We start from the raw sequence: 26,708 nt of genomic DNA on the forward strand, positions 1-26,708 counted from the left end.
CAGCCTACTACCCGGTAGCCACGCGCCGGTGCAGGCCCGGGCGAAAGCCACTTGGAAAAGCAGCGCTGCCCGACGGAACAAATAATCAGCTTGCTTACTATGGCTGGGTTCCCTAGGCTGGAACAGGTCAGACAAACAACTCTCGCAGCAACGGCATGTGCCCAAAAGGCAGCCGAACAAGAGGAGGAACAATGTCAGAACACAACATCTCGGGCAAGAAGGTCGCATTCCTGCTGACGGACGGCGTGGAGCAGGTGGAACTCACCAGCCCATGGCAAGCAGTGAAGGACGCGGGCGGCGAAACTACGCTTATCGCCCCCGAAAAGGGCACCATCCAGGGCTACAACGGCACCGAGCCAGGTGACACCTTCGATGCAACCCTCGCGGTGTCAGACGCCAATGCATCCGACTTCGACGCCCTGGTACTCCCGGGCGGCGTCGTGAACGCGGACAACCTCCGCGTCGACAAGGACGCCCAGAACTTCACGCGAGCCTTCTTCGAGCAGCACAAGCCCGTGGCATCGATCTGCCACGGCCCTTGGCTCCTCATCGAGGCCGGCGTCATCAAGGGCCGCAACGTCACCTCGTACCACACGCTCCAGACGGACCTGAAGAATGCGGGCGCCAACTGGACCGACGAGGAAGTCGTCGTGGACCAGGGCCTGGTCACCAGCCGTAAACCGGACGACCTGCCCGCCTTCAACGCCAAGGTCGTAGAGGAAATCTCCGAAGGCCAGCACGCCGGCCAGACCGCCTAGCGGCCAGCCGAGCCACATAAGGCGAGTGCCGCCGTCGTACTTTCACGAGAAGTACGACGGTGGCACTCGCCTTTTCGTCGGAGTGTTGCGCACGTCACACTCGCCACATACGCTGGGGGCGCTGCAGCGTGGCAGCAACGATGAAAGGCAGTACATTGACCAGCGAGAAGCTTTCCGTAGTTGTTCGCGTCGACGTTGACGGCGAACAGATCCAGATCGCAGCAACCGGTCACGTGACCGCACAGAGCCTGCAGGGGCTGTATCCGGTGATTCAGCGGACCAGGAGCCTGGGCGGCGGTCTCGGCGTCGAGATGGACCTGACGGACGCGATGGTGGATCCCGAAGCCCTGGATCAGCTCAAGGTTTATGCTGAGCTCCATGAAATGCCGGTCAAACTCAACCCTGCCCCCGGCAACGTGACTGCCCTTCCGTCCCGCGAATTCCAAACAGCAAGCCGAGCAGCCTAACTGGAGGCACCGATGCGTAAAGTCACCGCCGGACTGTTCCACTCCGTGGATGGCGTGGTCCAGGACCCGTTCAAGTTCCAGTTCGATAGCTTTGACGAGGACCTGGGCAAGGGCCTGACCAAAATGATCAACACGGTGGACACCGTGGTTCTTGGGCGTGTCAGCTACCAGGAATGGGCCCAGTATTGGCCGAACGCGACGCAGGACGACGACTTCGCCAAATTCATTAACCCCGTCGAGAAGTTCGTCGCATCCCGAACGCTGACCGAACCGCTGGAATGGGAAAACTCGCACCTGATTGAGGGCGACGTGGAGCAGTTCGTTACGGACCTCAAAAACCGCGACGGCGGAGAGATCGCCGTCTGCGGCAGCATCTCGCTGGTACGCCAACTGCTGTTCGCGGGCGTGCTCGATGAGCTGACGCTCATGACCCACCCGGTGGTGGCCGGCAGTGGTCGGCGGCTCTTCGAGGACGGCGATCCACTGAACCGGCTCGTCCTGGAGGACCAGTACGCCACCAGCAAGGGCAACGTGGTGAGCACGTACAGTCTGCGCAAGGACTAAACGCACGACGGCGGAGCCCGCCTGGGGCGGCCACCTCACGTGCGTTCACCCCAGCAGCAACGCCGACGGCGGTACTCGCCTAGCCTCGATTGGCGCGGCGCTGGCCTGTTTCCAGCAGCTGCACATCAACGTAACCGGTTCCGGGCTTGGGAGAACCGCGTTGTTTGCGAAGCCGCTTGGCTTTGTACTCGTCCCTGGACAGGTTGAATCCATACCAAGCAATGAACCCCGCCAGCCCCATACCCCAAAGAGCGCCCCATGAGGGGCTAGCTCCTTGAAAAAGTGGGGATAGAAGCATCGCCGCCGACGCAACGAACCCAAGGCATCCGAATGCCGACAGAATCGCCATCCCCCACCAGGAACTCACCTGCGCCTGGCCGCGACCTGGCGTGAATCCAATCTCATCGCCGGCATAACTGTGGAGTTCGCCGGTGCTGGTCCTGCGGAGCACTCGCTTCTGACCGTTGGCCACGGCCTCCTTGTGCTCGGCATACACTTCATCGTCCCGCAGATCGCGCTCGGGGTCGTAAACCACGGCCAGCCTCCAAAGCTCGAAAAGTCCAGCCTAGCGGCCACGGCGTGTGGCCGCGGCGGCGGCTCGACTCGCTCGCTCGCTAACGGCGTGTAGCTACTTCTTCCCGGCCTTCAGATCCGCCACCACCTTGGCGACCCTTCGCGCCCGGGTCTCAGGCGTCTTGGCGTCCCCAATCGGCTCCACGTACCTTCGTTGGGCGCTGTAGTTCAGGGTGCCGTAAAAGGCTTTGGCCTCGGGCTCCGCATCGAGTGCGGCGGCCAAATCGTTCGGAACCTCGACCACCCTCGGCTCGGTGTCCACCTCAAGCCCGACCTCCACCGTGTCCCCGGCGGCGGCACCAGTCAGCTCCCGGTTCGCCGCACTGACGCCCACCATGTATTTGCCGCCCATCACCGCAACGCTGCTGCGATAGCTCTGACCGTTGATGGTCACCACCACCGGGGGGCGCTTTCCTGCGGCCAGTCCGTCCACAATCTCGTCAGGAACCTCGATGCCAGCCTTGTTGCCATCGCCCACGATGGTCGTAGTGAATTTCATGACCCAAGTATGCCGTCGGGTGAGAGTAGACGCACCCCTTCGGCTGGGCTACGTTCGAACGTAAGCGTCCCACCACAAAGGAGACAGAGCATGGATAACCAGGACCTGCTGGAACGTATTCAGTCGTTGGTCGAGGAGGAGCACCGCCTCCGCGACTCCTCAAACTCGGAGGACGATACCGACAACCGGGCACGCCTGGCCCAGCTCGAGGCACAGCTGGACCAGTGCTGGGACCTGCTGCGCCAACGGCGCGCCAAGAAAAACGCCGGCGAGAACCCCGACGACGCCGAGCCCAGGCCGGTCAACGAGGTTGAGGGCTACCGCCAGTAGGCGCTACGCCCCTTCAAGCACCTGGCTGGTCGCCCACGCCAGGTACTTGGCCGCATTAGCCACGGCATCGGCGACGTCGGGAACACCATCCTTGCGCTGCGCAACGTCCAACAGCTGCGCGGCGGCCACGATGCCGTGCTTCGCAAGGTCTTCGGGCGTCACCGTGATGCGCCCCGCCACGGCCACCACGGGGATGCCGTGGACGCTGGCGGCATCGGCGAGTGCGATCGGCGCCTTGCCCGTGAGCGACTGCTCGTCCATGGACCCCTCACCGGTGATGACCAGGTCGGCCTCGCCCAGGTGCTGGGCCAGGCCCGTGAGGCCTGCGACCAACGCGAAGCCGCCTTCCAGCGCAGCGTCAGAAAAGGCCAGGAACGACGCCGGGAATCCACCCGCCGCTCCGGCTCCCGGCACGTTGACGTCGCGGCCGGTAGTTTCCCGAAGGAGCGACGCCCAGTTGCGGAGGCCGGCGTCGAGCTTCTCTACGGCGTCCTCATCGGCGCCTTTCTGCGGGCCGAAAACATGCGCGGCACCATCAGGACCGTACAGCGGGTTCTGGACGTCGACGGCGATGCGGAACCTCACGGCCGAAAGCCGCGGATCCAGCCCGGAGACGTCCACGGCGACGACGTCGGCCAGCGAACCGCCGCCGAGCGGGACCACGTTCCCCGCGGCATCGAGGGGCTTGAGCCCCAACGCACGCAAGGCTCCGCTGCCGCCGTCGGACATTGCCGATCCACCCAAGCCCAGAACAATTTCCGTGGCCCCGGCTTCAAGCGCGGCTGCAATCAGCTGGCCGCAGCCGTAGCTGTGGGCGCGGAGCGCGTTCTCGGGAGTCGGCTCCATGTGCTCCAGGCCGGAGGCCTGAGCCGTTTCAATGACTGCGGTGGCGCCGCCAAATGCGTCCTTGCGGATCGCCCAGGAAGCGCCAACAGGCTTGAGGATGGGCCCAACCACGGCGTTGTTCCGCTCTTCGTAGCCCGCTGCGATGGCGGCATCCAGCGTGCCTTCGCCGCCGTCGGCCACCGGGAATTGGGTGGTCACGGCATCCGGGTAGACGCGGAGGGCGCCTTCGGCCATGGCTGACGCGGCTTCGGCGGCGGTCAGGGATCCCTTGAACTTATCGGGGGCGATGAGGATACGCATGGATCCATCTTGCCAGTTTTGTTGGGAAAGCGCTTGCCAGGACGTAACCTTCGCCTTGGCGCACCCCTTAACGCCCTACGCCCCCGTGACGACAGGGGCGCAGGGCGGAAAAGGGCGCGATGGCCGCCAAACTAGCCGTTCAACACCCGAACCGGAGCGTCCGCAAGCCACGCTTTCACGTCCTCGAACGCACCCCCATAAAACTGCCGGTAACTCTCATGCGTCACGTAGCCGATGTGCGGCGAAAGCACCGTTCGGGGAGAGTGCAACAATGCATGCCCGGAAGGAAGCGGTTCCTCGTCGAAGACGTCCAAGGCAGCACCCCTGATCCAGCCTTCCTCCAAAGCCTGCACGAGTGCCGCCTCATCCACCAGCGGCCCACGGGCCGTGTTCACCAACAGTCCCTCCGGGCCCAGAAGCCGGAGTTCCTTGGCTCCCACAATGCCCTCCGTACGCTCCGACAACCGGAGGTGCAGCGTGACCACGTCGGACTCGCGGAACAGCTCCTCTTTTGTCACCTTCCGGGCGCCCGCTGCTTCGGCCGCTTCGGCAGTGAGGTTTTGGCTCCACGCCAGGACGTCCATCCCAAAGGCCTTGGCGTAGCGGGCCATCCGGGAACCGATCTTGCCCAAGCCCACAATGCCCAGGGTCTTTCCCTCGAGTTCGAACCCGACGCCCGTTTGCCACTCCCCTGCCCTGAGCGAGTTCTCCTCCACAGGAAGGTTCCGGGCAAATGCCAACAGGAGCGCCCATGCCAACTCCGGTGCCGCCGCCGGCGAACCAGCCGTACCGCACACCACAATCCCGCGCTCCTTTGCCGCTTCCATATCAATGGCGGCGTTGGCCATGCCCGTAGTCACCAGGAGCTTGAGGTTCGGCAGGGCATCCAAGGCACTCTGCGGGAAACGGGTGCGTTCGCGCATCGCCACAATGATGTCGAACGGCGCCAAGGCGGCCACGGCCTGCTCCTCCGACACGAAAGGCGCGCTGAAGACGCTGACCTTCACGTCGTCGTCGAGCAGTGACTCCCACGGGGCGTAATCCCCGGAGACCTGCTGGTAGTCATCAAGGATCGCTAAACGGAACAGGGTCACGCCAATCTCCCTCGCGCTGTGGCTGCTGGTACTGACCACCATCTCACGTAGGTTTTTGGGTGTCAGCCCAACCCGTAGGGCACGGTCGAAACGGTAGGAATGTGAGCGAGGGTCCACGGGAAACGGTAGGGATGTGAGCGAGGGTCCGGTTCCCCCAACCCTCGCTCACATCCCACCCGCTTCAACCAAACGCTCGCTCACACCCATTCGCCGCGACGGACGAGGACTTCCTTGAGGAGGTCGAGCCGGTCGGACACGATGCCGTCCACCCCGAGATCCAGTAGCCGGTCCATTTCCGCGGGCTCGTTGATGGTCCACACGTGCACTAGCAGGCCCAGCCGATGGGCGCGTCGGACGAAACCCGGAGTCACCACGGGCAGCCTTCCGTAACGGACGGGCACTTGGAAAACGTCGACGCCGGCAAGCAGCTTGCGTGCCAAAACGGCGGGCAGGACAGGGCCCAGAAGAACAAAAAGCGCCGTCAGAGTGCTGCCGGCCGAGGAGGCCACACGCCGGGATAACAGCCGAAGGACTGCCCGGCGTCGCCTGTCGGAAAAGCTCGTGACCAGGACCCGATCATGGACCCCGTGTTTCTCAATGGCCTCAGCCAAGGGGCGCACCGAGTTCCAGTCCTTGACATCCAGGTTCAGCCGGGCGTCCGGCAACGAGGTAACCAGCTCGTCGAACGTTGGCACCGGCTCCACCCCGCCAATGCGCGCCTTGGCAACCTCCGCGGCGGTCAGCGAGGAGACGGTGCCCACGGAATCGGTCACCCGGTCCAGGGACGAGTCGTGGAAGACCAGGACCACGCCATCACGGGTGGTGTGCACGTCCGTTTCCAGGTGCGCCGTTCCCAATTCCACGGCAGCTTTGAAAGCTGGCATGGAATTTTCCAGGCCGTCCAACGAGAAACCCCGGTGCGCGAAGGCCAAAGGGCCGGCGGAACCGTCCTTGCGGAGGAAATAGGGCAGCGTCACACCCGTAGCGTAGCCGACGTCCGCCCCGAAGAAGTGCGTCAGGCCTCCTGCGGAACGATCGCGACGCCGTCGCTGACGTGCACCAGCGTCCGGCCGCGACCGCCGTCGAGCTCCACCCAAACTGCTGTGGCGTCTCCGGTGACGGCGTCCACCACACCTGCGGACTCGTAACCGGGGGTGAGCGTGACTTTGACCCGGTCACCCTGCCGCAGCGAGCGCCAGTGATGGTCCGGTTCGATGCGCCGCAACGGCGCAGTGGTGAAATCGTTGATCCTACGCTTTGCCATGGTTCCCCTGCACCTTCGACGAGCTAACAAGTCCGTGGCTGAAAGCCTACGGGTGCCACGTGAACGCCGGTTGTATGGAGGCTGGGAACTCGGTGACAGCTGCGGCCTGCGAAACTAGGGGCATGACTGTATTGATTGCCGGGTGCGGCGACCTCGGAACCGAAGCCGGGCTTCGCTTTGCCGCCGCCGGCCGTGAGGTTGTTGGCCTGCGGCGGTCGCCCGAAAAGCTGCCGCCCCAGATCCGTGGAATGCAAGCGGACCTCGCCAAGGACATGCCGGAGTTGCCCTCGGATGTGGACATTGTGGTGATTGCCGTGGCAGCCGATACCTCTACCGAGGAGGCCTACCGCGCGGCCTACCTGGACGGTACCGGCAACGTGCTGGACGCACTGGAGCGGCAAGGATTGGAGCCGCGCCGCATCCTCTTCGTCTCCTCCACGGCTGTGTACAAGGATTCCGGCGGGGCTGTGGTGGACGAGTCCACGGCCACGGAGCCGACGCGCTTCAGCGGAAAAGTGCTGGTGGAGGCCGAGGAATTGCTGTTCTCCCGGACCCGAGGCACCAGCACAGAGGCCATCTCGTTGCGCCTGGGCGGCATCTACGGACCGGGACGCACGCGGCTGATTGACCAGGTCCGCACAGGACAAGCGGTCATTCCCGCCCGGCCCCGGCACACCAACCGCATCCACAGGGACGACGCCGCAGCCATGATCGTCCACCTCACCACCATGGACCAGGCTCCGGATCCGGTTTACATAGGCGTTGACGATCACGCGGCAGAAATGGGCGAGGTCATGCGGTTTCTCGCTGCTGAACTGGGCTGCCCGGAACCCCCGACGGCGGCACCCGGCGACGCGTCCGACGCCGGCCCTGGCGACAAACGCTGTTCGAACAAGCGTGTACGGGCCACCGGGGTCGAACTCACCTTCCCCACATACAAGGAGGGCTACCGCGCCCTGCTGGCGGGCGAGGGCGTGCGGCACCCGTGACCGGGCCTGCGTGGGGGCGGGCCTACTTCGCCGCGCAGGCCGTGGCGGGGGCTGCCTGGTGGATCTCAGTCTTTGACCTGCCACTGATCCGTGAATCAACGCTTGGACGGTTGGATCCCGTCATCGTTGCCTGTGTGGATATCCCGCTGTTCGTTGTGGCATCGGCCATGGCGGCCTGTGGCAGCAAGGCAGCGGCTGTCATCGCCACGGCCTGGACCTGTCTGGTCACTGTGGCGTTGGCAAGCTATGCCACTATCAGCACCGAAGCAGGGTGGGGCGTTGTGGCCATGGCCGCCGCGTCCGCATGTTCCATCGTGGCGCTCTGCCTCGTTGCCTACGGACGCGTGCCATCTGAGTGGGTTCTCCGCGGTCCGTTCGCGTTCCGCCCAGCAGCGCAACGCCCCACGGCAGCTCCTCATGTCGCTACGACGTTCGTGCAACGCGCGCTCTTCTGGAGCTTCTTCCTGGGAGTGATTCCCCTCGCGATCTCGGCACTGGAGAACCGCTGGGCTGTTGACCTTCCGATCCCTGCCATCGCTGGCGTGATAGGCGCGGTCCTCCTGGTACTTGCCAGCGCACTGGGCATCTGTTCAGCACTGGCCATGTCCACCCTTGGACAGGGCACGCCGCTGCCTTCCGCGATGCCCAACCGCTTGGTCATCGCCGGGCCGTACCGCTGGATCAGGAACCCGATGGCTCTCGCAGGAATCGTGCAGGGCGCTGCCATCGGACTCATGCTGGGATCGTGGCTGGTGGTCGCTTACGCGGTGATTGGCTCGCTGGTGTGGAATTACGCAGTGAGGCCCCACGAAGAAGCTGATCTCCGCCGACGGTTCGGCACAGACTTTGACCGCTACTGCGACAACGTCCGTTGTTGGGTCCCGCGGTTCGGAAACTAAACCCGCTGTTCGGTGAGTTTCGCCTCAAGAACCTGGGCCACGCCGTCGTCGTCGAAGTGGGGAGCCTGCTGGCCGGCGGCAAGAATGGCCTCCGGGTGTCCGCTGGCCATCGCGTAGCCGTGGCCTGCCCATCGGAGCATCTCAATGTCGTTGGGCATATCTCCGAACGCCACAACGTCTGCGGCCTCGATCCCCAGCGACTCGGCGTACTTGGCCAGGGTGACGGCCTTGTTGATGCCTTGGACGGACATTTCCAGCATCGCCGTGCGTGGAGCCGAATGCGTTGTGCTCACCAAATGGGCGACTGCCGGCTGCACTTCGGCAAGGAAATCGTCAGGGGTGCCCTTGCGGGTGATCGCCAGGAACTTTACGACGGCGTCATCCGCCGTCAGCGTCTCGTCCAGCGGCCGGGGGGTGAACTCGGCAAGCAGCTCACTGGTTTCGTTCTCGATGAAGCCCGGCTCCAGCTGGAAACCTGTCAGGGTTTCGACCGCGAACAGGGCATCGGGCCTGATGGACTTGATGATGCGGCGGGCCTCAAAGACTGACGCGGCGTCCAGGACGCACGAGGAAAGTGCTTTTTCGGTTTCCAAATCCCACACGACCGCGCCGTTGGAACAGATCACGATTCCGCTGTGGCCGAGCTGCTCTTGGAGCGGGTAAAGCCACCGCGGCGGCCGGCCCGTAACGAAGACCAGTTCCACCCCTGCGTCACGGCACGCCTGGAATGCCTTGATGGTCCGGTCACTGATTTTGCCGTCGTGACCGAGGATGGTGCCGTCAATATCGCTTGCTACGAGCCGCATCAATCCAGTCTACGTGGGCGCGAACAGGCGAAGGCAGCATAGTCTGGGGCAATGACTGAGAAGACCAGCGAAGTCGAAGAACACAGCACACGCGGCGCGTATGTCACCGGCGGTGAGTTCAACCGGGACACGAATTACATTGAGGACCGCATCACCCGCGATGGCGCGCCCGGACCTGACGGAGAACCGGGCTGGCCTGTCGAACCGGGACGGTATCGCCTCATCGCAGCGCGGGCATGTCCGTGGGCCAACCGAACTGTAATTGTCCGCAGGCTCCTTGGGCTCGAAGACGTCATCAGCCTCGGCCAGCCAGGACCCACGCACGACGCCCGCTCCTGGACGTTCGACCTCGATCCGGACGGCAAGGATCCCGTGCTGGGCATTGAGCGGCTGCAGGAGGCGTTCTTCCGCCGCTTCCCGGATTACCCCCGAGGCATCACTGTTCCGGCCATTGTCGATGTCCCCAGCGGAGCAGTGGCCACCAACAACTTCCCCCAGATCACTCTGGACTTCTCCACGGAATGGACGGAATTCCACCGGCCCGGCGCCCCGCAGCTCTATCCGGAACACCTGCGCGAGGAGATCGACCTGGTCAACAGGCGCGTCTTTACCGAGGTCAACAACGGCGTGTACAGGTGCGGGTTCGCGGGCTCACAGGAGGCCTACGACGCCGCCTACGAACGGTTGTGGACGGCCTTGGATTGGCTGGAGGAACGGTTGACGACCCAGCGCTACCTGGTGGGCGACACCATCACGGAGGCCGACGTCAGGCTCTTCACCACCCTGGCCCGCTTCGACGCCGTCTACCACGGACACTTCAAGTGCAACCGGAACAAGCTCAATGAAATGCCTGCCCTGTGGGGCTACGCGCGGGACTTGTTCCAGACGCCGGGCTTCGGCGACACCATCGATTTCGTGCAAATCAAGCAGCACTACTACATCGTGCACGAGGACATTAACCCCACGCAGATCGTTCCTGCGGGCCCGGACCTGTCCGGGTGGCTTACCGACCACGGACGCGAGGCCCTGGGCGGCAACCCGTTTGGTGAGGGCACCCCACCGGGCCCGGTCAAGGCCGGTGAAGAGCTAGCCGCAGGGCACGGGGCCGGCTAGCTCCTAAGCCGCACCCTGGTTGAGCTCGGCGCGGGTCGGGGGGTTGGCCCCGGCCCGCGAGACCGTGACAGCGGCAGCACGCGTTGCATGATCCAGGATCGCGGCGAGTGTCTCCGCAGGCATGGCCCGGAGCGCGTCCCTGTTCTGCGCCCCGTCCAGCCCGTGGTCCACAATCGCGGACAGCAGCCCGGCCATGAACGAGTCCCCCGCACCCACAGTGTCCACGACGTTCACGGGGGGCGCGGCCACTTCCGTTTCCCCGGCCCGTGTGATCCCCCATGGCCCGCGTGATCCACGGGTCACCACCACCAACGCAGGTCCTTCGTCGCCGCCCAGGGCCAACCAACGGCGCGCGGATTCCGTCGGATCGACGCCGGGATACAGCCATTCGAGGTCCTCGTCAGAGGCCTTCACGACGTCGGACAGCACCACGAAGCGTTCGGCTTGCCTACGTGCGTAGTCGACGTCCGTGATGATGCTTGGACGGCAGTTGGGATCGAAGCTGATGGTGCTGGCCGGGTGGGCATGCTCGACGGCGGCAAGCACCTCCGCGGCGCCGGGCTCCAAGGCAGTGGCTATGGAACCCGTGTGGAGCAGGGTGGTGCCCTGCAGCATCAGCGGCAGCCGCGGGGCGAGTCCGGGCAACTCCCAAGCGAGGTCGAACGCGTAGGTGGCGGCGCCGTCGTCGTCGATTTCAGCGGTGGCGACGCTGCTTGGTTTGTCGTCCGGTGGCAGCGGCACCATCACCGAACTTGAACGCAGGTGCGCGGCGATCGAGTCGCCGTAAGCGTCGCGGCCGTACCGCCCGATGAACTGGACGGGGTGGTCCAGGCGCGCCAGCCCGACTGCCACGTTGAGCGGGCTCCCGCCCACATGCGCCTCGATTCCAGAGGAGCGTTGAACGACGTCCACCAGGGCTTCACCAATGACAGTCAGCATGGGACCACTCTGCCAGAGCGCGGCCTCCGCAGCCCAACAATTACGAGAGCAATCGCTGCACCAGCTCGCGGCACTTCTTGTAAGCCACTGCCTTGGGATCGATCAGGTCGAAATGGTCGCCGGGCACGCGCAACAGCTGGGCTGCGCTACCGGCAGCCGTGGCCGCAGCAACGTAGGCCTCGGACTGGCTTGCAGGAACGTCCTCGTCTTCCGTGGCGTGCACGGCATAGACGGGGACGTTGATGGGCAGCAAACTCATGGGATCCGCGTATTTATGCCGTTTGGGGAATCTGGCCGAATCACCGCCCATGAGGTTGCAGACTGCGCCGTTGCTGAGGTTGAGCTTCTCCGCGGCCGCAAGGTTGAGCAGGCCGGACTGGCTCACCACGCCTGTCAGGTGGACCGCGTTGTCCTCGGGTGAGCGCACCAGTTGGCGGTCGGCGTCGGGAGTTCCTATGGCCGAAAGCCGCTCACGACCGGCGGCCCAGACAGCAAGGTGACCGCCGGCCGAATGCCCGAGTGCCACCACTTTGCCCAACTGGAGGTCGTGGTCGCCCGCGATTTCGGACAGATGGTCGATGCCGGCCAGGATGTCCTCGAAAGTATGGGGCCAACCACCGCCGTTCCCTGCCCGCCGGTATTCAAGGTTCCAGGCCGTGATGCCGTGCGCTGCAAGGTCCCGCGCAAGGGGCTCACCGAGCTCCGCACCGTACTGCGAGCGCCAGTAGCCGCCATGGATCACAACGGCGACTCCACCGGCAGCTGCGGATGCGCCGCGATGGTTCCCGTTGTTCGGTTCAGGTATGAAGAGTTCGCCCCACTGACTGGGGTGTTCGCCGTAGCTGTACTTGTGCCGCAACATTGCGCCCTCCTTTGTACTGAGCCTATCGTGACGATCCGGAAGTTTGGCTAGGGGCACCCCGACGGCGAGTGGCCGGGTTCAGTGTCGGACCCGACCCGTAAGCTGGGGGCATGGCAAGCAATTGGGACAGCCTGGACCAGGACCAGCGCGACGCAGTGGACGCGAACGTGGCCCTCTACGAGCGGGTTCGTCCCGCCCTCAAGCGCGTTACCCGCGATGTCCTGCTCACTTTGAGGGACATGCTGAACGACGCCGAAGTCACGCCGTTGTTCGTCACGGGACGGACAAAGACCGTGGAGTCGTTCCGGGAAAAGATTTCCCGGACGGATGATCCCTTGGAGCCGGGCGGTCCGCGGGTCCTCAAGTTCCCGGACCCTTTCCGCACGTTGAACGACATGGTGGGCATCCGTGTCATCACCAAGCTGCCCGCCGAAAACGCTGCGGTAGCCAACATCATCAAGCGGCAGCGTCAGCTCTTTGATTGCCGTGGCGACCGCGAGAAGGACATCGGCTCCATCGAGTCCGGGACCTACGGCTACTCCAGCCGCCACCTGATCCTTCGCACTATCCAGAACGAGGCCGTCAAGGAGTACCAGCACGTCTTCAATCCGGACATGCCGGCCAACGGCAGCTATTTCTTCGAATGCCAGATCCGTACCGTGTTCGCGCACGCCTGGAGCGAGATTGAGCACGACATCCGTTTCAAGGCCGAAGATCCACGCGCCTGGACACCCCATTTCGACCGTCAGTTCACAGCAACCGCGGCAATGTTGGAAACGGTGGAGAGCGCCTTCGCCGACCTCCATGAGCGCTACGAGGAAGTCCGCAGCTACTGGGACCTGGAGGGTGAGGGCGGTTCGCCCCTGACTCCCAACCGGGTTCGTGATGTCTGGCGGACGCTCCTTCCCCACGTTGACCGTAAAGTTGATGACGACTGGGGATGGGCCGCCGAGTTGCTTGCCGCCCACGGACTGACCAAGACCGTGGAACTGGCTGGGCTGCTCAGCGCCAACCGGATCACCGAGGTCCGCAAGGCCCTGGACCACCGCTACTCCCCCGGCCCCGACCGCCTCCTGGATGACCTCCTGCTGTGGCAGTACGGAACCGAACACATCGATCTCACCGCCGAGGCGCCCGACGTCGTTCCGCACCCGCGGCGCGACAGCCTCCAGCGGCGTCTTAAGCAGATTGAGCGCTACCGTCAGACTGCTTTGTAAAGACCGCCCCTGTAAGGACCCATGACTCCCGAGCAACTCATGTCACTGCGGGTGACGTTCCGTTCGCCCCGCCGCCTGCTGACAGAATCCCTAGCGGGACTCGTGGTGGCTTTGGCACTCATCCCCGAGGCCATTGCGTTCTCCGTGATTGCCGGGGTGGATCCGCGGATCGGGCTGTTTGCCTCGTTCACCATGGGCGTGGTGACCGCACTGGTGGGAGGCCGTCCCGCCATGATCTCCGCGGCAACCGGGGCGGTGGCACTGGTGATCGCTCCGGTGATGAAGGAACACGGACTCGACTACCTGATTGCCACGATCATCCTGGCCGGGGTTTTCCAGATCATCCTGGCGGTGCTGGGGGTGACACGGCTGATGCGTTTCATCCCGCGTTCGGTGATGATCGGTTTCGTGAATGCACTGGCCATCCTGGTGTTCATGTCGCAAATGCCGGAACTCTTCAACGTCCCTTGGGCGGTGTATCCGATCGTCATCGTGGGATTGGTGATCGTGTTCCTTCTGCCGCGCTTCACCAAGGCTGTTCCTGCTCCCTTGGTGGCGATTGTGCTCATCACCTTGGTCACTGTGCTTGGTGGAATCGACGTTCCGACTGTGAGTGACAAGGGCGAACTCCCGGACAGCCTCCCGGGCTTCTTCCTGCCCAACGTCCCCTTGAACATGGAGACGTTCCGGATCATCGCACCCTTCGCCTTGTCCATGGCCTTGGTGGGTCTGCTGGAGTCGCTCATGACCGCCAAGCTGGTGGACGACATCACGGACACCCGTTCAAACAAGACACGGGTCTCGTGGGGCCAAGGTGCGGCAAACATCGTGACCGGGTTCCTGGGCGGCCTGGGCGGATGCGCCGTCATCGGGCAGACCATGATCAACGTCAAAGGCTCGGGGGCACGCAGCCGGCTGTCCACGTTCCTTGCAGGCGTGTTCCTCCTGGTGCTGGTGGTCGTCTTGGGTGACGTTGTGGGAATGATCCCCATGGCAGCCTTGGTGGCCGTCATGATCTTCGTTTCCCTGATCACCTTCGACTGGCACTCCGTGCGGCTTTCAACCCTGAAGCGCCTCCCGAAATCCGAGACTGCGGTGATGCTGGTGACCGTTGCCGCTGTGGTGGCGACACACAATCTGGCGGTGGGAGTCGGCGTCGGCGTTCTGACCGCAATGGTGCTGTTTGCGCGGCGGGTGGCCCATTTTGCGACAGTCGAGCGGACCGAACTGGAGCTCAACGGAGAGACCGTGGCGACGTACACGGTAGACGGTGAACTCTTCTTCGCCTCATCCAACGATCTCTACACCCAGTTCGACTATGCGAAGGATTCCTCAGAGGGCATAGATCGCGTAGTTATCGATCTCCACGGCTCGCACATCTGGGATGCGTCTACGGTGGCCGTCCTCGATTCAGTGACTGAGAAGTATCGCAACCATGGGCGCGAGGTGGAGTTCATTGGGCTGAACGAGGCCAGCGTGCGCATGCGGGAGCGTCTGGCGGGGAAGCTCAACTCCTGATCAAACTCGGGATGAGACGACGGTCATCTGACATATACACGGCCGCGAATGTAACGAAGTCGTCCCTGCCGCGCGCCAAGTGTGAGCATGGATGAATGCTCGAGGCAACCAATACCCCGTCAAAGACCCAAGAACCCGCGAACGCAGCCCTTGCCGCTGAGGCCAAGATTGCGCGTATTGCCGTGACGGTGTTCCCGCTGCTGGTGGTGGCAGCAGGTGTCCTCGGGTTCCTGCTTCCGGATGTCTTCAAACCCATGGGCCCCGCAGTCCCCTACCTGCTCGGCACCATTATGTTCTGCATGGGCCTGACGTTGACCCCACCGGACTTTGCCTCGGTTGCCCGCCGCCCCTGGGCCGTGGCACTGGGTATTGTGGCGCACTACGTGATCATGCCCGGCGCCGGCTGGCTCATCGCCGTTCTTCTGCAATTGCCGCCGGAACTGGCCGTGGGCCTCATCCTGGTGGGCTGCGCTCCGTCGGGTACTGCTTCGAACGTCATGGCGTTCCTTGCCAAGGGCGACGTTGCCCTTTCTGTGGCCGTCGCCTCGGTTTCAACGCTGATCGCACCCCTTGTAACACCGGCACTGACGCTGTTCCTGGCGGGCTCGTTCCTGCACATCGACGCCGGCGCCATGGTCCTGGACATCGTGAAGACCGTCTTGCTGCCGGTCATCGCAGGCCTGCTGGCCCGATTGTTCCTTTCCAAGCTGGTCGCAAAGGTCCTTCCGGCACTCCCTTGGGCGTCCGCCGTCGTGATTTCCCTGATCGTGGCGATCGTCGTGGCGGGCAGCGCCAGCAAGATCGTTGCTGCCGGCGGAATTGTCTTCCTGGCAGTCGTCCTCCACAACGGCTTTGGCCTGGGGTTGGGCTACCTGGCCGGCAAACTCGGCCGCTTGGACGACAAAGCCCGCCGTGCCCTCGCATTCGAGGTGGGCATGCAGAACTCGGGGCTGGCTGCCACGCTGGCTACCGCCCACTTCGGCGCACTGGCTGCGCTGCCGTCGGCGGTGTTCTCCCTGTGGCACAACATTTCAGGTGCGATCGTTGCAGCTTGGTTGGCCCGCCGTCCGCTGAAGGACTAGTTCCGGGTGGTGCCGCGCCGGTGCAGTTTCCACGGCGAGGCCACCCGGACGCCGGCTGCGGGAGTGGTGCCAGACAGGCGATCCAGGAGCATATGGACCACCTTTTCGAAGATCGGGTCCGGTCCCACGGTGGTCAACGCGGGATCGTATTCCTGGCCCTCCGTTGAGTTGCCCACACCGACTATTTGGATATCTTCAGGCACCCGAAGGCCCAGCCTGTAGGCGGCTCGGATGGCCTGCAACGCCTCCATGTCGTCGGTGCAGACCATGGCGGTGGGGCGGTTAGGCATCTGGAGCAGCTCGAGCGCCGACCGGTACGCGGTAGCCGGGTGGTGGTTCGATGTCCTGACCAGCGATTCGTCGATCGGAATTCCGGCCCTCTCGAGCCCGGCAGCGTATGCGGCATAGCGGCTCTTCCTGCGGCCCGCCGGATCGGCCCTGCGGATGCAGGCGATCCTGCGGTGGGACGCGGTGAGGAACTCCATGCACTCCCTCAGCCCAGCCTCCGATTCAGGGGCCAGGACGTCGAATCCCTGCGGTTTCATGGTCCCCGAGATCACCACTTGGGCAACCCCGCGGCGGGCCAGCTCCGTGACGGTCTGGTCCTCGGACGTCGCCTCCGGGAAGTAACCGATGATCACACCGTCGGCACCGCCGGACATCATGAACTGACGCCAATCGTCGCCCAACAGGATTACGGGCTGAAACCCATGCTCAGGCAGGATCCTTGCGGCCGTTGTTGCCAAGGCCCGGTCCCAAGGCCACTCGAGGTTCCCGATCGACACCGCCACGACGTCCGTCTTGCCCCGACGCATTCCCCGGGCAGCCTGATTTGGAACATAGCCCAGCTCTTTAACCGCTGCCAGCACCCGGTCCTGGGTGGGCTGGCTGATCCGGGTTGTGCCGCCGTGCCGGCCGGAGAGCACGTACGACACCGTGGTCAGCGATACGTCCGCCGCCATCGCAACGTCACGGATGGTGGGCTTGGATCCCTTGCTCACGGGGCAACTCCTGGTAGACGGCGCATTCCCTGAACTCTATCTTCAACCAGTTGGACTCCCCTTGACGCAATTAGTTGAGAGCGTTAACAATTACGGGAGTTATCTGTATCCCAAGCTGGAAGATCATTCAATGAAGAACTGGGCAGGAAACCTCGAGTACTCCTCCACGGAAGTGCGCCGCCCCACATCGGTTGGCGAGCTGCAGGAGCTCGTCGCCAATGCGTCCCGCATCAAGGCTCTCGGCTCCCGGCACTCCTTCAACACCGTCGCCGACACGGACGGGACCCACATCCTGCTCGACGCCTTGCCTCAGGAAGTCGTCCTCAACAAGCACAAGGGGACCGTCAAGGTCAGCGGCGGGATCAGCTACGGCGCGCTGGGACGCGCGCTGGAGGAACAGGGATACGCCATCCACAACCTCGCCTCGCTTCCCCATATCTCCGTCGCGGGTGCCATCCAAACAGGCACGCACGGCAGTGGAGTCAACAACCCCTCCCTTGCTGCCGCCGTCGTGGGCGTTGACCTTGTGCGCGCCTCCGGCGAGCTGGTAACGCTCACCGAGGACGACGACGAATTCCTCGCCAGCGTGGTGGGCGTGGGAGCTCTGGGCATTGTGACGGGCTTGGAGCTTGCCGTCAGGCCCAGTTACGACGTCCGCCAGAGGGTCCTCACTGATCTCTCCTGGGACGGCGTCCTGGCGAACTTCCACACCATTGCGTCCAGCGCCTACAGCGTCAGCTTCTTCACGAATTACACGGGAGATGCCATCCCGCAGGTGTGGTTCAAAGCGCTGGACACCGAAGCTCCCCTCGCGGACCTGTTCGGCGGGACGGCTGCGACCGCGGCACTGCACCCGCTGCCTGACATGTCCGCCGAGAACTGCACCGAGCAGCTGGACGTCGCCGGAAAGTGGCTTGATCGCTTGCCGCACTTCCGGCACGAATTCACGCCAAGCAATGGCGAGGAACTCCAGAGCGAATTCCTGCTGCCCCTGGACCAGGCGCCTGCGGCACTACAGGCTGTCCGAGGCCTGGCGACCACGTTGGCACCGCTGTTGTTCATCTCCGAAATCCGCACAGTGGCCGCGGACGAGTTCTGGCTCAGCCCGTTCTACCAGCAGCAAAGCGTAGCGCTGCACTTCACGTGGAAGCCCCTGCAGGCCGAGGTGGAGGCGGTACTCCCCGAACTCGAGGAAGCGCTGCGTCCGTTCGGTGCCCGGCCGCACTGGGGCAAACTCTTCACCCCCGGCCAGTACGACTTTGCCGCTCTCTACCCCCGTTTCGAGGACTTCCGCGCGCTCGTCCAAGCGAATGACCCCACGGGCAAGTTCCGCAACGGTCTCCTGGACAGCGTGCTGGGCGTAGCCGTCACGTCCTAGCTGTACACCTGGCCCGTTGCCGGCCCGCTGTTCCGTTGCTGGCCAGCGACGGAACAGCGGGTTGGCAACGCGATAGGCGAGGGCTCCTACTCGATGTGGGCCAGGACAGCGCCCGCCGTAACAACTCCGCCAGCGGCCGACACTACCTCTGACAGGGTGCCCGTCCGGTGCGCGGGCACCTGGGTTTCCATCTTCATGGCTTCCAGGACAACCAACGGATCACCGGCGGTAACCTCGGCTCCCGGGTCGACGAGCCACTTCACCACCGTGCCCGCCATGCTGGAGACCAAGGCCGATTCGGCGGGTGAGTCGCCGACGCTTGAAACAGAACCCGGCGTATCGGTCGATGTGGAGAAGGCCGGAACGCCCTGCCCTGACCGGGCCCAACCGTCCAACAAATCGGCTGGAAGACCCACGGCAAGCCTCTTGCCATCAACGTCGACAGTGATGGTTCGCCGTTCTCCTCCCGGGGCCACCACGTTGTACTCGGGATCCACGGGGATTTTGTCGGCAAAGTCGGTTTCGATCCACCGCGTGTGCACCCTGAGTCCGGCAGCAGAGGTGAAGTCCTCGGACTCCAGGACGGCCCGGTGGAACGGTAGGACAGTCGCCAGCCCCGTGATGTTGATTTCAGCGAGGGCACGGCGGGCACGGCGCAGCGCCTGCTGCCGGTCGGCTCCAGTGACGATCAGCTTGGCCAACAGCGAATCAAACTGCGGCGCAACGAACGAACCGGAGCGTACACCGCTGTCCAAACGGATGCCCGGTCCGGTGGGCGCCTCGAAGAGAGCCACGGTGCCCGGTGAGGGCAGGAAGCCGCGGCCCACGTCCTCTGCGTTGATGCGGAACTCGAAGGAGTGTCCGCGCGCCACGGGATCCTCGGTAATACTCAACGGCAAACCTGCAGCGATCCGGAACTGCTCCTGCACGAGGTCGATTCCAGCGGTTTCTTCCGTGATGGGGTGCTCAACCTGGAGGCGGGTGTTGACCTCGAGGAAGGCTACGGCGCCATCCGCAGAGACCAGGAATTCCACCGTTCCGGCACCGTAGTAGCCGGCTTCGCGGACGATTGCCTTGGCGGCGCTGTAGATACTGCTTCGCTGGGTGTCGCTCAGGAAGGGCGCGGGAGCTTCCTCCACGAGTTTCTGGTGCCGGCGCTGAAGGGAGCAGTCACGAGTTCCCACCACCACCACGTTGCCATGGACGTCCGCAATGATTTGGGCCTCGACGTGGCGCGGCCGGTCCAGATACTGCTCCACGAAGCATTCGCCGCGACCGAATGCTGCCACAGCTTCACGGACGGCGGAATCGAAGGCTTCCTCCACTTCGGCGAGTTCGCGAACCACCTTCAGTCCGCGGCCGCCACCACCAAAGGCAGCCTTGATGGCGATGGGAAGTCCGTGTTCCTCAGCGAACGCCCGAGCCTCGGCGGCCGAAGAAACCGGGCCGTCGCTGCCGGCAACAAGGGGAGCTCCGGCGCGGACGGCGATTTCGCGGGCCGTGATCTTGTTGCCCAACTGCCGGATCGACTCCGGCGAGGGACCGATCCACTCGAGTCCGGCGTCGAGCACTGCCTGTGCGAAATCGGCGTTCTCGGAGAGGAAGCCGTAGCCGGGGTGGACGGCGTCCGCGCCGGACTGCCCCGCCACCGCGAGCAGCTTCCCGATGTTCAGGTAGGTCTCTGCGGGAGAGTTTCCGCCTAGGCTGTAGGCTTCGTCCGCAGTGGCAACGTGCAGGGCATCGGCGTCGATGTCCGCGTAAACGGCTACCGAGGCGATGCCGGCGTCGTCGCAAGCACGGGCGACGCGGACGGCGATTTCGCCACGGTTCGCGATCAGGACCTTGCGCATCAAATACTCACTTCTCTGGGGTGTTCGTAAAAGTCGTTGAATCCGGAACGAACCGGAATCGGATTCGTCCGCCGATGGGCACCTGCGCGGCGCGGTCCAGGTGTTCATCGCGCACCACTCCGATCACCGGATAGCCGCCGGTAATGGGATGGTCCGCCAGGAACAGCACGGGCAGTCCGGCGGGCGGGATCTGGAGGGCTCCGGCCATGGTGCCTTCGCTGGGCAGTTCACCTTCGCGGCTACGCTCCAGCGGGGTGCCGTCCAAACGCATGCCCACCCTGTTGGACTGCGGCGTGACCACCCATTCCTGGGAGCACAGCGAATCAAGCGCCTCCTGCTCGAACCAGTCGGCCCGGGGTCCGGGAACTACGTCCAGCTCCGTGACGCCGGTGCCCGGGAATTCGGGTTGCAGTTCGGGGCTGCCAACAGCAGTGGAAACGGTAGCTTCGCCCACCGGGAGCATCTGCCCAATAACCAAAGGAGCCGGGCCGATCCCGGACATCGTGTCCGCCGAACGGCTACCCAGGACCTCGGGAACGTCTACTCCGCCCCGGATGGCCACGTAATTTCGAAAGCCGGACTCGGGGGCACCCAGGGTGAGTACTTCGCCGTCGAGCAGCGCGAACGGCGTGGACATTGCGACGGTGCGCGCGGCGGCGCCCTCAGATTCAACCCACGACGGCGGCTGGATGGCCAGCGTCGTCGGCGCACCTGTCACGGCAATCACTTGGTCGCCGACTGCCTCGATAGTCAGCCCGCCGTTGACGCTTTCAATGCCGGCGGCCGAGGAACCATTCCCCACCAAGCGGTTGGCCCGTCGCAGTGAAGCCCTGTCCAAGGCACCGGCAGCAGAGACACCCAGCGGACCGAAGCCGCGGCGCCCCAGGTCCTGGATGAGGCTCTGCGCACCCGGGTTGAGGATCCTCAGTCCCGATTCCGCGTGGCGCTCCGCTTCGGGCTCAGGCAACGTCGAAGCACTGCTCGTGACAATTTCGCGGACGGCCCGGTACTGCACCCGGTCGCCGGGACGAACCAAGGCAGGCTGGGACCTTTCCAGGTCCCACATCCTGGCACCGGTCCGGCCAATCAACTGCCACCCACCGGGCGAACGGCGGGGATAAACGGCGGAATACTGCCCGCCCAGGGCCACGGATCCCGCGGGAACCGCTGTGCGTGGTGACGGACGACGAGGAACCGTGAGTGCCTCGTTCTCGCCCACCATGTAGCCAAAACCGGGCGCGAAGCCAGCGAAGGCCACGGTCCAGATCTGGCCCGTGTGGGCGGCAATAACACCATCCACGCTCAGGCCGGTCAGCTCCGCGACATCGGCGAGGTCGTCGCCGTCGTACACGGTGTCGATGACCACCAGTCCGGAATCTGCAATCTCGGGCGCGCTGAGTTCCAACTCCAGGAGCCGGGCACCGATAGCGCGGGTGGCCGCAGCGGATTCGCCTACCACCATCACCGTTTCCGCGGCGGCCAGCACATCAACCTGGCCCGGCAAGGGTGCCTTGTAGAGCATGTCCTGCAGGGCAAGGACGTCCTGCAGGCCATCGAGCTCGGCCAAGACTGCGCGGGTGCCGACTGGCCTGACCGAGCGAACCCTTTTTGCGGTGGTGGTGTGCATTACGGTTTCCATCTTTCGCTACGCCGCCGGCTGAGCGTGCGTCCCCTGCATCAAGCGAACGTCTTCTTCAGGCTTGGGGTCCCGGCCCAGGAGCATGCCCACGATCGTGACGACTGCCGCGACGAGGATGTAGACGGCGATCAAATACCAGCCACCGCCCGCAGCACCATAGAGCGCCGTGAAGATGATGGGGGCGACGGCTCCGCCGATCACACCGGCCAGGGTGTAAGCCAGCGAGCTGCCGGCGTAACGCAGCCGGGCCGGGAACTGCTCGGTGATGAAGGCCGCCTGGGGTCCGTACATGAAGGCGTGAAGAGCAAGACCGATCACGGTTCCAACGGTCAGCATGGCGACGGACTTGCCCTGGATCATCAGGAAGAACAGCGGGATGTAGGCTGCGGTTGCCGCTGCTGCAATGCCGTACACCCAGCGTCGGTTGAAGCGGTCAGTAAGAGCCCCGGCCAGCGGGATCAGGAAGAGCTGGAAAGCGGAACCGATCAGGATGGCGGACAGGACATTTCCTGTGGTCATGCCCAGCTGCTTGGTGGCGTAGACGGCCACGAACACCGTGAAGAGCGCGTAGAGGATGTCGGGGCAAACGCGTGAGAGTGCTGCTGCCACCAATGCCTTGGGCTCCGTGGTGAAGACTTCCTTGATGGGAGCTTTGGGGCGGTCCCCCTGAGCCTGGATGGCCTTGAACACCGGGGTTTCCTCGAGCTTGAGGCGGATGATCAGGCCGAACACCACCAAAAGTGCTGAGGCGAGGAAGGCCACACGCCAACCCCAGGAAAGGAAGGCTTGGTCACTGAGGGTGGCGGCGAGAACGGCAAGGACGCCATTGGCCATCAGGTTGCCCGCCGGCGGGCCGATCTGCGCTGCCGAGGACCAGAAACCACGCTTGTTGGGGTCACCGAATTCGCTCGAGAGAAGGACTGCGCCGCCCCATTCGCCACCGACGCCGATGCCCTGGGCCAGGCGCAGCAGCACAAGGATTGTTGGAGCTGCTACGCCGATCACGGAGTAGTCGGGCAGTGCTCCGATGAGGACGGTGGCCACCCCGATCAGGACAAGGGTGAAAACAAGGACGTACTTGCGGCCGATCTTGTCGCCCAGGCGGCCGAAGATGACGCCGCCAATCGGACGGGCCAGGTAGCCAACCGCGAAGGCTGAGAACGAGAGCAACAGCGCCACGAATTCGTCATTGCCCGGGAAGAAGATCTTCGGGAAGACGAGCGCAGACGCCACAGAGTAGATGGCGAAGTCGTAGTACTCCAGCGAGGTGCCGGTGAGGCTGGCGACGTACGCCTTAAGCGCACCTGGCGGCGGCTTCCTTGTCGCTGCCTTGGCTGCGTTGTTGGTGCTGGTCATGATGACCTCCGGGGGGATGAGGGATGGTGCGGGGCGCCCGGGGTGGGCTAAAGGAACGAGCCGACAGTCACGCCGGCACCGCTGAGGGCGGATTTCACTGCGGTAGCCATGGCAACGGCTCCGGGTGAGTCACCGTGGACGCAGATGCTTTCTGCGCGGATGTTCAGGATGGAACCGTCCGTGGTCCTGACGGACTGTTCGGTGGCCATCCGCAGGACGTGCTCCGCAACGTCGGCGGGATCGTGCAGAACAGCACCTGGCTGATTGCGCGAAACGAGCGTTCCGTCGGGGTTGTAGGCGCGGTCCGCGAATGCTTCGGCCACGCCACGCAGCCCGGCGTCTTCAGCGAGGCGGAGGACTTCGGAGCCTGGGAGGCCGAGGATCGGAAGGTTGGGGTCTACCGATTTCACGGCTTCGACGACGGCGCGCGCCTGGGCGGTGTGCTTGACGATCGCGTTGTAGAGACCGCCGTGGGGCTTCACGTACTGGACGCGGGCTCCGGTGGTGGCGGCCAGCGCTTGCAGCGCTCCGATTTGGTACACAACGTCGTCTGCCAGCTCCACTGGATTGATGTCCATGAACCGCCGACCGAAGCCTGCGAGGTCGCGGTACCCGACGTGGGCGCCAATTACGACGCCGGCCTGCACCGCCTTCTCGCATGTGCTGCGGATGACGCTGGGATCGCCAGCGTGGAATCCACAGGCGACGTTGGCGCTGGAGACCGATTCAAACATGGCCGCATCGTCGCCCAGCGTCCAGCGGCCGAAGGATTCGCCGACGTCGCTGTTCAAATCGATGATTGCCATGATGTGATCCCTGCCTCGTGATGCGCGTTACATCAAGGATGCACCAAACCGCTGGATTGTTCAACAATCCAGCGATCCTGATTTTCGGCAATCGTGTAATTTTGGTTTCATGGCCAGTGCAGATCAGGAATCAAGCGAACAAGCTGGCTTTGATGGCGCCCGCGCCAGGATGCGGCTCCGGGTTCCGTCCGTGGCTGAACGCGTCGCCGAAGAACTGCGTTATCAACTCGCCGAGGGCTTCCTCGTACCGGGCTCCAAACTCACCGAAGCCACCATCGCCGAGGACCTGGGCGTCTCCCGCAACACCGTCCGTGAAGCGTTCGCCGAACTGGCCGCTGAACGGCTCCTCCTCCGCCAGCCCAACAAGGGCGTCTACGTCGCCACCCTTGAGGCTGGCGATATCCACGACGTCTACACCGTCCGCCGCGCCATCGAGGTCAGCTCCATCCGGGCGGGTGGCTCGCCGGAGCGCATCGCTGCCGTCAGGGCCGCCGTCGACGAGGGAAAGCGCGCGGCAGCAGTCAACGACAACGAAGGCCTGGGCAGCGCCAACCAGCATTTCCACGGAGCGATCGTTGCCCTGGCCGAAAGCAACAGGCTGGACACGATCATGGCCCAGATCCTGGCGGAAATGCGGCTCTACTTTCACAAAGCCACCATGAACGCCCACTTCTACAGCGACTGGCTGGCCGAAAACGAGCAGATCTGCGCAGCGCTGGAAGCCGGCCACTTGGAAGAGGCCGGGGACCTGCTCCTGGCCTACCTCAACCGCTCCGAGCAGCAGCAGACCGCAATCCACGGGGACTAGTCAGCGCTTGCCCTTCTTGCGCGAACCCTTGCCGCGGCCCTTGTCCGGATTCGGGGCATAGCGCTGCGCGACAGCGGGCTTCTTGGGACCGCCACCGCGGCGATCCGGCTTGGGAACCTTCTTGGGCTTCTCTTGCTGGGCAGACGGCTGCCTGGAGCTTTGCGCCGTACGGCCACGCACGATCCCGATGAATTCCTCGATGACCGGATTATCCGTGCCCACCAGCCACGCAAGGCCGATCTGGGTTCCGGGAGCACCAGTAAGGCGGCGCATCACTGTGTCCTTCTGGTTCAGGTGCCTGGCCACGGACATCGGCAGGATCGCCAATCCGGCCCCTGACGCGACAACCTGCAGCGCCATGCCGGGGCCGCCTATTTCGTCGATGTCCAGGAAATTTTCCTCGGCAAGGTCGTCCAGGGCGACTTCCTCGAACACAGAGATCTCGTGTCCCTTGGGAGCAACCACCACCGGCTGCTCTTCATACAGGGGGATGACGTTGAGGCCTTCCCGGTCCACGGGCAACCGGACAAAGCTAAGGTCCGCTGAACCATCACGCAGCACCGAAAGCTGGGCGGCGTCGTCGGACATGAACGCATGCAAGGGGTATTCCGGCATCCGCTCTTCCCACCGGCGGATCCATTTCCCAGGCGTCACCCCTGCAACATAGGCGAACCGGAGGCCCGGTTGGGTTTCGGCGGTTTCGTGGGATTCTTCAGCGGCTGGCACACACTCACAGTACCGGCCAGATACCCTTGAAGCATGACTCCCAAAGACTCCCAGTCCATGAAGCCGGCCACCGTTGCCAAGAAACTCGGCATCTACCTGCCGGCGACACCGCAGGAGTTCCAGGATTCATCGATCTCCCGCGACGAATTCGCCGAACTCCAGGCCAACCCGCCGGAGTGGCTCGCCGAACTGCGCCGCAACGGCCCGCACCCGCGCCCGGTTGTGGCGCAGAAGCTGAACATCTCCATCAGCGGCCTCGCCCGCGGCGGCGTTGAGGAAGCGCTCACGACGGCGGAAATCACCGAGCTGCTCCAGACCCTCCCGCAGTGGCTGGTCACCGAAAGGGCCACGCAGGCCGCGGTCCGCAGCGAAGCCCAGCGCGTTAAGGACGAAGCCCACAAGAAAGCCGCAACAAAGGAAGCCCGGGAGAACGCCGCCGCCAAGCGCGACGCCCCCAAGGCCTCCAAGCGGGACCACGCGTAGCCTTCAGCAGTGCGTGGCCGGGACCTAGGGTCCCGGCCACTGCTTTTTAAGGCCACTGCTTTTTAAGCCCACGGCTTTTTAAGCGGTGCTAATCCTGATGAAGCTGGACGAAGTTGCCGCAGCCGTCGTCAAATACTGCGCTAACGCCGGAGGGGTCCTCAGCGGGCTCACCCTTGAAGGTGACCCCAGCGGCGAGCAAGCGCTGGTACTCGGCCCGCACATCGGGCACGCCCAAAACCACTGCGGGCATCCCTGCCTGGTAGACGGCGTTCATGTAGTTGGCACCAATGGGGTTGTCACTCGGTTCCAGCAACAACCCAGGCGAGCTGTTGTTGTCCGCCCCAGGATCCTTGATGATGAACAGGTTGTACTCCGGCATGGCCATGAGCGTCTCAAAGCCCAGGGTCTCCGTGTAGAACGCGTGAGCTGCTGCGGGGTCCTTGACATGGATGCTGCACATTTTCAGTCTCATGCGCCAAGGCTACGCCCCGGGTCCGACACCCAGACCCTCGCGCCCACACAGGCACTGGCGCATACTGAA

General features: G+C 64.2%; 29 protein-coding genes. 13 read left to right on the forward strand and 16 right to left on the reverse strand.

Features of this window, described 5'->3' with window-relative positions; all coding sequences use genetic code 11:
- Positions 1–191 precede the first annotated feature (191 nt).
- The 3 genes from LRQ04_RS04760 to LRQ04_RS04770 all read left to right on the forward strand — a co-directional run bounded on the left by LRQ04_RS04760 (position 192) and on the right by LRQ04_RS04770 (position 1,789).
- Entirely contained in the window at positions 192–758 is a 567-nt protein-coding gene (locus tag LRQ04_RS04760) for a type 1 glutamine amidotransferase domain-containing protein (RefSeq protein ID WP_235518021.1), read from the forward strand.
- A 128-nt stretch (positions 759–886) separates the two neighbouring features.
- On the forward strand, positions 887–1,225 hold the full coding sequence (locus LRQ04_RS04765; RefSeq protein WP_235518022.1) for a hypothetical protein: 339 nt from the start codon (positions 887–889) through the stop codon (positions 1,223–1,225).
- A 12-nt stretch (positions 1,226–1,237) separates the two neighbouring features.
- Complete coding sequence (locus LRQ04_RS04770; RefSeq protein ID WP_235518023.1) at positions 1,238–1,789, forward strand: dihydrofolate reductase family protein; 552 nt, start codon at positions 1,238–1,240, stop codon at positions 1,787–1,789.
- Positions 1,790–1,868: 79 nt separating this feature from the next.
- Here the strand turns inward: LRQ04_RS04770 and LRQ04_RS04775 are convergent, their stop codons facing one another.
- Both LRQ04_RS04775 and LRQ04_RS04780 read right to left on the reverse strand, forming a co-directional pair.
- Positions 1,869–2,324: a hypothetical protein gene (locus LRQ04_RS04775; RefSeq protein ID WP_235518024.1), complete on the reverse strand. Its 456-nt coding sequence runs from the start codon at positions 2,322–2,324 to the stop codon at positions 1,869–1,871.
- A gap of 93 nt (positions 2,325–2,417) precedes the next feature.
- A complete protein-coding gene (locus LRQ04_RS04780; RefSeq protein ID WP_235518025.1) occupies positions 2,418–2,861 on the reverse strand; it encodes a YdeI/OmpD-associated family protein in 444 nt (147 codons plus the stop codon).
- 90 nt (positions 2,862–2,951) lie between these two features.
- On the opposite strand from LRQ04_RS04780, the gene LRQ04_RS04785 reads away from it, so the two are divergent.
- A complete protein-coding gene (locus tag LRQ04_RS04785) occupies positions 2,952–3,191 on the forward strand; it encodes a DUF2630 family protein (protein WP_235518026.1) in 240 nt (79 codons plus the stop codon).
- Between the two features lie 3 nt (positions 3,192–3,194).
- Here the strand turns inward: LRQ04_RS04785 and LRQ04_RS04790 are convergent, their stop codons facing one another.
- From LRQ04_RS04790 to LRQ04_RS04805, 4 genes are all read right to left on the reverse strand, one after another.
- Entirely contained in the window at positions 3,195–4,337 is a 1,143-nt protein-coding gene (locus LRQ04_RS04790; protein WP_235518027.1) for a glycerate kinase, read from the reverse strand.
- A gap of 131 nt (positions 4,338–4,468) precedes the next feature.
- Complete coding sequence (locus tag LRQ04_RS04795; RefSeq protein ID WP_235518028.1) at positions 4,469–5,473, reverse strand: D-2-hydroxyacid dehydrogenase family protein; 1,005 nt, start codon at positions 5,471–5,473, stop codon at positions 4,469–4,471.
- Positions 5,474–5,628: 155 nt separating this feature from the next.
- Positions 5,629–6,408 (reverse strand): glycerophosphodiester phosphodiesterase, encoded by a 780-nt coding sequence (locus LRQ04_RS04800; RefSeq protein ID WP_235518030.1) that lies wholly within the window; start codon positions 6,406–6,408, stop codon positions 5,629–5,631.
- 38 nt (positions 6,409–6,446) lie between these two features.
- Entirely contained in the window at positions 6,447–6,695 is a 249-nt protein-coding gene (locus tag LRQ04_RS04805) for a hypothetical protein (protein ID WP_235518031.1), read from the reverse strand.
- Positions 6,696–6,769: 74 nt separating this feature from the next.
- On the opposite strand from LRQ04_RS04805, the gene LRQ04_RS04810 reads away from it, so the two are divergent.
- A complete protein-coding gene (locus tag LRQ04_RS04810) occupies positions 6,770–7,684 on the forward strand; it encodes an SDR family oxidoreductase (RefSeq protein ID WP_255773772.1) in 915 nt (304 codons plus the stop codon).
- Positions 7,681–8,583 (forward strand): isoprenylcysteine carboxylmethyltransferase family protein, encoded by a 903-nt coding sequence (locus LRQ04_RS04815; protein ID WP_235518035.1) that lies wholly within the window; start codon positions 7,681–7,683, stop codon positions 8,581–8,583. Before LRQ04_RS04810 ends, LRQ04_RS04815 begins: the two co-directional genes overlap by 4 nt.
- On the opposite strand, the gene LRQ04_RS04820 is transcribed toward LRQ04_RS04815, so the two are convergent.
- Positions 8,580–9,389: an HAD family hydrolase gene (locus LRQ04_RS04820; RefSeq protein WP_235518036.1), complete on the reverse strand. Its 810-nt coding sequence runs from the start codon at positions 9,387–9,389 to the stop codon at positions 8,580–8,582. The two genes, LRQ04_RS04815 and LRQ04_RS04820, sit on opposite strands and share 4 nt — an antisense overlap.
- Before the next feature lie 51 nt (positions 9,390–9,440).
- Here LRQ04_RS04820 and LRQ04_RS04825 point away from each other — a divergent pair, with 51 nt between their 5' ends.
- The gene (locus tag LRQ04_RS04825) at positions 9,441–10,502 is read left to right on the forward strand and encodes a glutathione S-transferase family protein (protein ID WP_235518038.1); all 1,062 of its coding nucleotides are present in this window, start codon (positions 9,441–9,443) and stop codon (positions 10,500–10,502) included.
- A 3-nt stretch (positions 10,503–10,505) separates the two neighbouring features.
- On the opposite strand, the gene LRQ04_RS04830 is transcribed toward LRQ04_RS04825, so the two are convergent.
- Both LRQ04_RS04830 and LRQ04_RS04835 read right to left on the reverse strand, forming a co-directional pair.
- A complete protein-coding gene (locus tag LRQ04_RS04830) occupies positions 10,506–11,441 on the reverse strand; it encodes a carbohydrate kinase (RefSeq protein WP_235518039.1) in 936 nt (311 codons plus the stop codon).
- Positions 11,442–11,481: 40 nt separating this feature from the next.
- Positions 11,482–12,303, reverse strand: a complete 822-nt coding sequence (locus LRQ04_RS04835) for an alpha/beta hydrolase (RefSeq protein ID WP_211710383.1) — start codon at positions 12,301–12,303, stop codon at positions 11,482–11,484.
- Positions 12,304–12,413: 110 nt separating this feature from the next.
- Here LRQ04_RS04835 and LRQ04_RS04840 point away from each other — a divergent pair, with 110 nt between their 5' ends.
- The 3 genes from LRQ04_RS04840 (at position 12,414) to LRQ04_RS04850 (ending at position 16,120) form a co-directional block, all read left to right on the forward strand.
- On the forward strand, positions 12,414–13,520 hold the full coding sequence (locus LRQ04_RS04840) for a GTP pyrophosphokinase family protein (RefSeq protein WP_144649037.1): 1,107 nt from the start codon (positions 12,414–12,416) through the stop codon (positions 13,518–13,520).
- 21 nt (positions 13,521–13,541) lie between these two features.
- Positions 13,542–15,038 (forward strand): SulP family inorganic anion transporter, encoded by a 1,497-nt coding sequence (locus LRQ04_RS04845; protein WP_235518041.1) that lies wholly within the window; start codon positions 13,542–13,544, stop codon positions 15,036–15,038.
- A gap of 95 nt (positions 15,039–15,133) precedes the next feature.
- Positions 15,134–16,120, forward strand: a complete 987-nt coding sequence (locus LRQ04_RS04850; RefSeq protein WP_235518043.1) for a bile acid:sodium symporter family protein — start codon at positions 15,134–15,136, stop codon at positions 16,118–16,120.
- On the opposite strand, the gene LRQ04_RS04855 is transcribed toward LRQ04_RS04850, so the two are convergent.
- A complete protein-coding gene (locus LRQ04_RS04855) occupies positions 16,117–17,121 on the reverse strand; it encodes a LacI family DNA-binding transcriptional regulator (RefSeq protein ID WP_235518044.1) in 1,005 nt (334 codons plus the stop codon). The genes LRQ04_RS04850 and LRQ04_RS04855 overlap by 4 nt on opposite strands.
- A 130-nt stretch (positions 17,122–17,251) precedes the next feature.
- Here LRQ04_RS04855 and LRQ04_RS04860 point away from each other — a divergent pair, with 130 nt between their 5' ends.
- Positions 17,252–18,499: a D-arabinono-1,4-lactone oxidase gene (locus tag LRQ04_RS04860; protein ID WP_235518047.1), complete on the forward strand. Its 1,248-nt coding sequence runs from the start codon at positions 17,252–17,254 to the stop codon at positions 18,497–18,499.
- 86 nt (positions 18,500–18,585) lie between these two features.
- Here LRQ04_RS04860 and LRQ04_RS04865 read toward each other — a convergent pair whose 3' ends face one another.
- From LRQ04_RS04865 to LRQ04_RS04880, 4 genes are read right to left on the reverse strand one after another with little or no spacing between them, the layout of a single operon-like run.
- Positions 18,586–20,349: a biotin carboxylase N-terminal domain-containing protein gene (locus LRQ04_RS04865; protein WP_235518049.1), complete on the reverse strand. Its 1,764-nt coding sequence runs from the start codon at positions 20,347–20,349 to the stop codon at positions 18,586–18,588.
- 7 nt (positions 20,350–20,356) lie between these two features.
- Positions 20,357–21,988, reverse strand: a complete 1,632-nt coding sequence (locus tag LRQ04_RS04870) for a 5-oxoprolinase/urea amidolyase family protein (RefSeq protein WP_235518050.1) — start codon at positions 21,986–21,988, stop codon at positions 20,357–20,359.
- Positions 21,989–21,994: 6 nt separating this feature from the next.
- Positions 21,995–23,344 (reverse strand): MFS transporter, encoded by a 1,350-nt coding sequence (locus tag LRQ04_RS04875; protein WP_235518052.1) that lies wholly within the window; start codon positions 23,342–23,344, stop codon positions 21,995–21,997.
- Between the two features lie 47 nt (positions 23,345–23,391).
- Positions 23,392–24,150 (reverse strand): LamB/YcsF family protein, encoded by a 759-nt coding sequence (locus LRQ04_RS04880; protein ID WP_235518053.1) that lies wholly within the window; start codon positions 24,148–24,150, stop codon positions 23,392–23,394.
- Positions 24,151–24,259: 109 nt separating this feature from the next.
- Between LRQ04_RS04880 and LRQ04_RS04885 the strand changes: the two genes are divergently transcribed.
- Positions 24,260–24,958, forward strand: coding sequence for a GntR family transcriptional regulator (locus tag LRQ04_RS04885; RefSeq protein ID WP_235518054.1), 699 nt, complete (start codon positions 24,260–24,262; stop codon positions 24,956–24,958).
- Here the strand turns inward: LRQ04_RS04885 and LRQ04_RS04890 are convergent, their stop codons facing one another.
- Positions 24,959–25,684, reverse strand: a complete 726-nt coding sequence (locus LRQ04_RS04890; protein WP_235518056.1) for a LysR family substrate-binding domain-containing protein — start codon at positions 25,682–25,684, stop codon at positions 24,959–24,961.
- A 33-nt stretch (positions 25,685–25,717) separates the two neighbouring features.
- On the opposite strand from LRQ04_RS04890, the gene LRQ04_RS04895 reads away from it, so the two are divergent.
- Positions 25,718–26,167 carry a DUF5997 family protein gene (locus LRQ04_RS04895; protein WP_235518057.1) on the forward strand — a complete coding sequence of 150 codons (450 nt, stop codon included), beginning with the start codon at positions 25,718–25,720 and terminating at the stop codon, positions 26,165–26,167.
- An 88-nt stretch (positions 26,168–26,255) separates the two neighbouring features.
- On the opposite strand, the gene LRQ04_RS04900 is transcribed toward LRQ04_RS04895, so the two are convergent.
- Positions 26,256–26,639 (reverse strand): VOC family protein, encoded by a 384-nt coding sequence (locus tag LRQ04_RS04900; RefSeq protein WP_235518059.1) that lies wholly within the window; start codon positions 26,637–26,639, stop codon positions 26,256–26,258.
- Between the last annotated feature and the right edge of the window lie 69 nt (positions 26,640–26,708).

This window comes from Paenarthrobacter sp. AR 02 (genome assembly GCF_021538675.1).
Lineage (GTDB): Bacteria > Actinomycetota > Actinomycetes > Actinomycetales > Micrococcaceae > Arthrobacter.